The sequence below is a fragment of the Mycobacterium sp. 1423905.2 genome (assembly GCF_001673155.1).
In the GTDB taxonomy this organism is placed as follows: domain Bacteria; phylum Actinomycetota; class Actinomycetes; order Mycobacteriales; family Mycobacteriaceae; genus Mycobacterium.
This window is the reverse complement of the sequence record NZ_LZLE01000184.1, coordinates 1-6,600: the sequence shown is the minus strand read 5'-3', so window position 1 is coordinate 6,600 and position 6,600 is coordinate 1. Positions and strand designations below refer to the sequence as shown.

Sequence of the window (6,600 nt, the reverse complement as noted above, 5' to 3'; positions counted from 1 at the left end):
GACGCCGCGGCGGCCACTTCTGCAAGGTGTGCAATCTGGTCCCCGAGGGCAACGCTGAGGTCGGCCCGCATGACGGCACCCAGCTCACCCTCGTCCAGCGAAACCAGCACTAACGACTTCTCGGGAACGAAGCCGAGAATGGCCGGGATCGCCGCGATTAACGCCCCGGGACGGTTGAGTTCGAAGTCAGGTTGATGTTTGGTCATGGCACTACGCTGACGATCGACACCGTCAATTCGTGCTACCGCAACGTAAATCGGCCGCCATCTGTGGAGAAAGTCCCGACTGTGGGCTCTATCGTCTAACCCATGAGCTCCATGCGCGAATACGACTTGGTCGTCATCGGTTCCGGGCCGGGCGGCCAGAAGGCGGCGATCGCTGCGGCCAAGCTGGGTAAGTCCGTGGCGATCGTTGAGCGCGGTCGAATGGTGGGTGGTGTCTGCGTCAACACCGGCACCATCCCGTCCAAGACGTTGCGCGAGGCGGTGGTCTACCTCACCGGCATGAGCCAGCGCGAGCTCTACGGCGCCAGCTACCGCGTCAAAGACAAGATCACCCCCGCCGACCTGCTGGCGCGCACCCAGCATGTGATCGGCAAGCAGGTCGACGTGGTGCGCTCACAGTTGATGCGCAACCGAATCGACCTGGTCTTGGGGCACGGCCGCTTCGTCGACCCGCACACCGTCCTGGTCGAAGAAGACGCCCAAGGCGAGCGCGTCACACTCAGCGGCGACTACATCGTCATCGCCACCGGCACCAAGCCCGTCCGCCCGTCCGGGGTCGAATTCGACGAGCGGCGGGTGCTCGACTCGGACGGCATCCTGGACCTGCGCTCCCTGCCGGCGTCGATGGTCGTCGTCGGCGCTGGGGTCATCGGAATCGAATACGCGTCAATGTTCGCCGCCCTGGGCACCAAGGTCACCGTCGTGGAAAAGCGCGAGACGATGCTGGACTTCTGCGATCCCGAGATCGTCGAGGCCCTCAAATTCCACCTGCGCGACCTGGCGGTGACCTTCCGGTTCGGGGAGGAAGTCACCGCGGTCGACGTCGGCGCCGCGGGAACCGTCACGACCTTGGCCAGCGGCAAGCAGATTCCCGCCGAGACGGTCATGTACTCGGCGGGCCGCGAGGGCCAGACCGCCACGCTGGGCTTGGAGAACGCAGGCTTGGAGACCGATCACCGGGGTCGGATCTTTGTCGACGATCAATTCCAGACCAAGGTCGATCACATCTACGCCGTCGGTGACGTCATCGGATTCCCCGCCTTGGCCGCGACGTCGATGGATCAGGGCCGCCTGGCCGCCTACCACGCCTTCGGCGAACCGACCGAAGGCATGACCGCCCTGCAGCCGATCGGCATCTACTCCATCCCCGAGGTGTCCTACGTAGGCGCCACCGAGGTCGAACTGACCAAGGACTCGATTCCCTACGAGGTGGGCGTGGCCCGGTACCGCGAACTGGCGCGCGGGCAGATCGCCGGCGATTCCTACGGCATGCTCAAGCTGCTGGTGTCCACCCGCGACCGCACCCTGCTCGGCGTGCACATCTTCGGCACCCACGCCACCGAGATGGTGCACATCGGACAAGCCGTCATGGGCTGCGGCGGCACGGTCGACTACCTGGTCGATGCGGTGTTCAACTATCCGACTTTCTCCGAGGCGTACAAGGTCGCCGCGTTGGACGTGACCAACAAGATGCGCGCGCTGAGCCAGTTCCGTCGCTAGCAGCTGTCGTCGTAATCGGCCGCCGGCGGGTCGCCGGGTCCGCCCGCTTCCGCGCGCGCCAGCAGCTGCGCGGTGCGCTCGTCGAACGGCGGGGAATAGGACACGTCGTCGGCGCACCCGCCGCCTTCGAGCCCGCCGATCACCCCGACGACGGAGCCGCCGCTCATCCACGGCGCGCCGCTGGTGCCGCTCACCAGCCCTTCACACGGTAAGGAGGGGAACCCGCTTTCCGTCGTGCCGGTGCTGCCCTGACAGCTGACCGGCTGGCCGCCGACACCGGCCGGGTAACCCGTCACGGTGACCCGGCTGCCCCGCACCGGAGCCGCGCCCAGGGTCAGTCCGGCGCCGGCGCGCCGCTCCACGGGTTCGTCACCGCTGCCGCGGACCCGCGCGATCGCGTAGTCGGCGCGCGGATCCCGAGTGGCCAGCCACCGGTTGTCGAAGTAGACGTCGCTGACGGCCCACTTCTCCGTCGGTGCGGCGTCCTCGGAGAAGCCGGGCACAAAAGCCGCGGTGGAGAACCCGAGCAGACAATGCGCGGCGGTCAGCACCAAGTCGCCGCCGACCGAGTGCAGCACCGAGGCTGTGCAGATGTGCAGTTTGTCGCCGTCGAGAAACACCGCGCCGACCCGCGCGTCGGGCGGCACCGGATGCGCCGCACCGTCCCGGGCCGGCTCGCCGAGCCGCTGGGCGGGCACACTCCCGCGTGGTAGCGGCCCGCTGCTGTGCGCCGCACGGTCAGCCGGCCCGCCACACGATGTCAGAAACATCACCAGGCTGACCGGCAGGCAGAGCATTGCCGTCACGCTGCGCATTGCTCCCATCATGCCCGACGACCGCATCCGGCAATCGGATGCCAAATCCGTGTTCTGGGCTGACTTCTCGACCAGCAAACGCGCGCAGGGGTGTGACGCGAACGCGGATCAGTTATGGGAGCCCCCCGATTTGAGGGACACTGGTTAGGGCACCCTGGAAGGGACTCCCGGAAGGAGGCAACACCATGGCCCACGATCACGACCCGAACGACGTCCCCGGCTATTTGCCCGGGCAATCGGGGTTGTACGAGCTGGAATTCCCGGCCCCTCAGTTGTCGACGTCCGACGGCCGCGGCCCGGTAATGGTGCATGCCCTGGAAGGCTTTTCCGACGCCGGTCATGCCATCAAGCTGGCCGCTGCCCACCTCAAAGCGGCGTTGGACAGCGAACTGGTCGCCTCGTTCGCCATAGACGAGTTGCTCGATTACCGGTCCCGACGGCCGTTGATGACCTTCAAGACCGACCACTTCACCAACTACGACGATCCCGAACTGAGCCTCTACGCGCTGCGGGACAGCATCGGCACCCCGTTTCTGTTGCTGTCGGGAATGGAGCCGGACCTGAAATGGGAGCGTTTCATCACCGCGGTGCGGTTGCTGGCCGAGCATCTCGGGGTACGTCAGACCATCGGTTTGGGCACCGTACCGATGGCGGTTCCACATACCCGGCCGATCACCATGACCGCGCACTCCAACAACAAGGAGTTGATCACCGACTTCCAGCCGTGGATATCCGAAATTCAGGTTCCCGGTAGCGCATCGAACCTGCTGGAGTACCGGATGGCCCAGAACGGTCACGAGGTAGTCGGGTTCACCGTGCACGTGCCGCACTACTTGACCCAAACCGACTACCCCGCCGCCGCCCAAGCGCTGCTCGAACAGGTCGCCAAGACGGGCTCGTTGCAGCTGCCGCTCACCGCGCTGGCCGAGGCGGCTGCTGAGATCCGCACCAAGATCGACGAACAGGTCCAAGGGAGCGCCGAAGTCGCTCAAGTGGTGACCGCCCTTGAGCGCCAGTACGATGCATTCATCGACGCTCAGGAAAACAGATCCTTACTAGCACGTGACGAAGATCTGCCGAGCGGCGATGAGCTTGGCGCGGAGTTCGAGCGATTCCTGGCTCAGCAGGCAGAGAAAAAGTTCGACGACGACGACTCGAATTAGACGCCGTTAGTTGGCCAGACAACGAGGTTGGGCGAGATGACCGAGCGCAAGGGCAATCTTCGCCCGGTGCGGGAAGTGACTGCGCCGACGCTGCAGTTCCGCACCATTCATGGATACAAACGGGCGTATCGGATCGCGGGATCGGGGCCGGCGATCCTGTTGATTCACGGAATCGGCGACAATTCCACGACCTGGAGCGGCATCCAGGCCAAGCTGGCTCAGCGGTTCACCGTGATCGCGCCGGATCTGTTGGGGCACGGCAAGTCTGACAAGCCACGCGCCGACTATTCCGTCGCGGCGTACGCCAACGGCATGCGGGACCTGCTCAGTGTGCTCGACATCGACCGGGTGACCCTGGTCGGCCATTCACTGGGCGGCGGCGTGGCTATGCAATTCGCTTACCAATTCCCGCATTTGGTGGACCGGCTGATTTTGGTGGGGGCCGGTGGCGTGACCAAGGACGTGAACGTCGTCTTCCGGCTGGCGTCGTTGCCGATGGGCAGCGAAGCGTTGGCCCTCCTGCGCCTGCCGCTGGTGTTGCCGGCGGTTCAACTGGCCGGCCGGTTGGCCGGCCACGCGATCGGGTCCACCAGCCTGGGCCGGGATCTGCCCAACGTGCTGCGAATTCTCGACGACTTACCCGAACCGACGGCCTCGGCGGCGTTCAGTCGCACGCTGCGGGCGGTGGTGGACTGGCGCGGGCAGATCGTCACCATGCTGGACCGATGTTATTTGACCGAAGCCATTCCGGTGCAGATCATATGGGGCCGTCAAGACGTCGTCGTCCCGGTGCGTCATGCACGCATGGCCCATGCCGCGATGCCCGGTTCCCGGCTCGAAATCTTCGAGCGCTCCGGCCATTTCCCCTTCCACGACGACCCGGCCCGGTTCATCGACGTCGTGCAGCGCTTCATTGACAGCACGCAGCCCGCCGAATACGACCAGACCGCACTGCGCCAACTGCTGCGCACCGGCAGCGGAGAGCGCACGGTGACCGGTCCCGCGGACACCCGCGTCGCCGTACTGAACGCCATGGGTTCCGACGAGCGCAGCGCCACCTGACCTTCCGGACCGCCATGGGTGTGGACGTGACGGTGTTGCGAGTCTTCACCGATTCCGACGGCAACTTCGGCAATCCGCTCGGAGTTGTCGACGCCAGCCGGGTGGCCACCGGTGATCGCCAACGGTTGGCCACCGAACTGGGTTACAGCGAAACCATTTTCGTCCACCTGCCCCCGCCGGGATCCACCACCGCGGATGCGACGATCTTCACGCCGGGCACCGAATTGCCCTTCGCCGGACACCCCAGCGTCGGGGCGGCATGGTGGCTGCGCCGGCTGGGCACGCCGATCGACACGTTGCGGGTGCCGGCCGGTCCGGTGCAGGTGACCTGCGAAAACGATCTAACTTTCGTCAGCGCACGCTCGGCTTGGGCACCCGCTTTCTCGATTCACCACATGAGTTCGGTCGAGGCGGTGGACTCCGCTCGCCCGGCCGATTATTCCGACGACGCCGCGCACTATCTGTGGGCCTGGACCGACGAGTCCGTCGGCGCACTGCGGGCCCGGTTCTTCGCTGCCAATCTCGGTGTGGCCGAGGATGAAGCCACCGGTTCGGCGGCCATGAGGATGACCGATCACCTCGGCCGCGACCTGATCATCACTCAAGGCGCCGGGTCGGTATTGACCACCAAGTGGAGCGCCGACGGCTGGCTTCGGGTCGCCGGTCGGGTGGTCGACGACGGCATCCGACAGGTTTGGGCTCAGCGCTGACGGTGCAACACCGCGGCCAGGTGATGTTGCAGGGGCTGGCCGACGGCGCCCATACGCAGCGAGTAGGACAGTTCGTCGCCGTCGATGCGCACCGAACGGCCCAGCGCCGACACGTTTTTGGCGGTCGGAGTCAATCCGACCGCGGTGGTGGCCATGTCGATGTCGATGACGTTGTCCTGGACCGAATACGAGCCGACCTCGATCTCGGTGATGCCGCTGGGATGGGCCAGCACCAACTCGACGTGGCCGGGTTGCGGCACCCGCAGATACCCGGTCTCAGCATGCAACGGCTTGCCGTCCGCGACCGCTCTGGTCTTTTGGCCGTACACCAAAAAGGGCTTGCCGACGTGGGTGAACACCACTTCCTCGAGGTACTCGAACGGCTGGATCGTCGGGTATTCGCCGGCGCCCCGGCCCGACCACGTACCCAACAACGACTCCAGCTCGGTCAGGTCAGGATGCAGCTCGGGCGGCATGACAGCAGACTAGCGACGCGGGTCGATCAGCTCGACGTCGACACCTTGCGGTGGGAACGCAACGCCTCGATCTCGCGCACAAAATCGTCGGCCGATGTGAACGATCGGTAGACCGAGGCGAACCGCAGGTAAGCGACTTCGTCCAGCTCACGCAGGGGCGCCAGGATGGCCATACCGACTTCCTGACTGGGAACTTCCGGTGACCCGGAGGCGCGCACGGTGTCTTCAACCTGCTGGGCCAGCAGGTTCAACGCGTCGTCGTCGACCTGGCGACCTTGGCATGCTCGTCGCACACCGCTGATGACTTTCTCCCGGCTGAACGGTTCGGTGACTCCGCTGCGCTTGACCACTGCCAGAACCGCGGTTTCGACGGTGGAAAACCGGCGCCCACACTCCGGGCAGGACCGGCGACGCCGAATCGCCTGACCTTCGTCGGTTTCCCGGGAATCAATGACCCGGGAATCGGGATGCCGGCAGAACGGGCAGTGCATGGCCGCTCCTTTGCCGCGCTAACGTCCGAACCGAGAACCACTCCGAGCGTACCGGTGCGCTGACCCTCCCGCCCCTCGCCATCGAGCGTGTGGCGTGGCCAACGGCCTTTCGCGTGGAACTGCTTGTCGCACGCGGTTTTCCGTTACGCCCGGCGCGCC

8 protein-coding genes are annotated in these 6,600 nt (G+C 65.7%); 4 read left to right on the top strand and 4 right to left on the bottom strand.

Translation table 11 applies throughout. The features are described 5' to 3' along the window. Window positions 1-206 (bottom strand): DUF4192 family protein (locus A9W95_RS11180; RefSeq protein ID WP_156746135.1); only part of this gene is annotated, 206 nt, incomplete at its 3' end. 111 nt (window positions 207-317) lie between these two features. On the opposite strand from A9W95_RS11180, the gene sthA reads away from it, so the two are divergent. Next, window positions 318-1,724, top strand: a complete 1,407-nt coding sequence (gene sthA / locus A9W95_RS11175) for a Si-specific NAD(P)(+) transhydrogenase (RefSeq protein WP_156746136.1) — start codon at window positions 318-320, stop codon at window positions 1,722-1,724. On the opposite strand, the gene A9W95_RS11170 is transcribed toward sthA, so the two are convergent. Beyond that, window positions 1,721-2,551, bottom strand: coding sequence for a serine protease (locus tag A9W95_RS11170; RefSeq protein ID WP_067412152.1), 831 nt, complete (start codon window positions 2,549-2,551; stop codon window positions 1,721-1,723). The genes sthA and A9W95_RS11170 overlap by 4 nt on opposite strands. Window positions 2,552-2,724: 173 nt before the next feature. Here A9W95_RS11170 and A9W95_RS11165 point away from each other — a divergent pair, with 173 nt between their 5' ends. The 3 genes from A9W95_RS11165 to A9W95_RS11155 are packed head-to-tail and all read left to right on the top strand — an operon-like array spanning window position 2,725 to window position 5,474. Continuing rightward, window positions 2,725-3,702 (top strand): proteasome assembly chaperone family protein, encoded by a 978-nt coding sequence (locus A9W95_RS11165; RefSeq protein WP_067412147.1) that lies wholly within the window; start codon window positions 2,725-2,727, stop codon window positions 3,700-3,702. A gap of 36 nt (window positions 3,703-3,738) precedes the next feature. Continuing rightward, the gene (locus A9W95_RS11160) at window positions 3,739-4,764 is read left to right on the top strand and encodes an alpha/beta fold hydrolase (RefSeq protein WP_067412143.1); all 1,026 of its coding nucleotides are present in this window, start codon (window positions 3,739-3,741) and stop codon (window positions 4,762-4,764) included. Between the two features lie 14 nt (window positions 4,765-4,778). Beyond that, window positions 4,779-5,474: a PhzF family phenazine biosynthesis protein gene (locus tag A9W95_RS11155; RefSeq protein WP_067412140.1), complete on the top strand. Its 696-nt coding sequence runs from the start codon at window positions 4,779-4,781 to the stop codon at window positions 5,472-5,474. Here A9W95_RS11155 and A9W95_RS11150 read toward each other — a convergent pair. Beyond that, window positions 5,465-5,950 (bottom strand): peroxynitrite isomerase, encoded by a 486-nt coding sequence (locus tag A9W95_RS11150; protein WP_067412137.1) that lies wholly within the window; start codon window positions 5,948-5,950, stop codon window positions 5,465-5,467. The two genes, A9W95_RS11155 and A9W95_RS11150, sit on opposite strands and share 10 nt — an antisense overlap. Before the next feature lie 26 nt (window positions 5,951-5,976). Next, window positions 5,977-6,441 (bottom strand): transcriptional regulator NrdR, encoded by a 465-nt coding sequence (gene nrdR, locus A9W95_RS11145; RefSeq protein ID WP_067412134.1) that lies wholly within the window; start codon window positions 6,439-6,441, stop codon window positions 5,977-5,979. Window positions 6,442-6,600 lie beyond the last annotated feature (159 nt).